Here is a 704-nt window from a genome sequence, read left to right as displayed (position 1 = left end):
CAGGCCGCTGTTCCCGCAGCATCGCGGTGATCCACTCGGGTTCCCGGAAACCGTGGCATCTCCGCCGCCCCGACAGCCCGATTTAGCGGTGATCGACTCGGCTTTCAGGAAACCGCGGCATCCTCGCCTCCCGGACGACCCGATTTTCAGGAAGCCGAGTTGATCGCGAGCAGGGCAGCGCAGGCGCAAGGCCAGCGCAGGGCCAGCGCAGGGCCAGCGCGCGGCAGGGCGCTTGGGCAGGGCATCCCCCCGGGGGTCAGGGGAGCCAGGCGGGTAGCGGCTCGCGGGCGGCCAACCATTTTTCGGGCACCCCGCCCGGGGTGCCGACACCGGTGTGCGCCGCCACCACCGCTCCGGCGATGGCGGCCGTGGTGTCCACGTCCCCACCGGCCCGTACGCACGTCTCGATGGCCGCCGGATAGTCGTCAAGGTGGGTGGCGGCCACCCAGAGGGTGAACGCGACGGTGTCCTGGGCGGTCACCCGGGAGCCGTTGCCGAGCGCCGCCACCACCCGGGGCAACGGCCGGCCGAGCAACCCCGCGGCCCGGTGTACGCCCCGGTGCACCTCGGTGCCCGGGTCGAGCACGGCTGCGATCCCGGCGAGCAGCCGCTCCGGGGCCGGCCGGTGCCCGTCGAGGCGGGCTCGGGCGGCCAGCGCGGCGGCGACGGCGACGGCGACCGCGCCGGCGATCCCCTCCGGGTGC

1 protein-coding gene is annotated in these 704 nt (G+C 75.1%); it reads right to left on the bottom strand.

Features of this window, described 5'->3' with window-relative positions:
- Positions 1 to 256: 256 nt before the first annotated feature.
- Positions 257 to 704 (bottom strand): ADP-ribosylglycohydrolase family protein (locus tag GUI43_RS33295; RefSeq protein WP_146765986.1); only part of this gene is annotated, 448 nt, incomplete at its 5' end.

Source organism: Micromonospora noduli (assembly GCF_003264365.1).
Taxonomy (GTDB): domain Bacteria; phylum Actinomycetota; class Actinomycetes; order Mycobacteriales; family Micromonosporaceae; genus Micromonospora; species Micromonospora noduli.
This window is presented reverse-complemented; position numbering and strand designations above follow the sequence as displayed.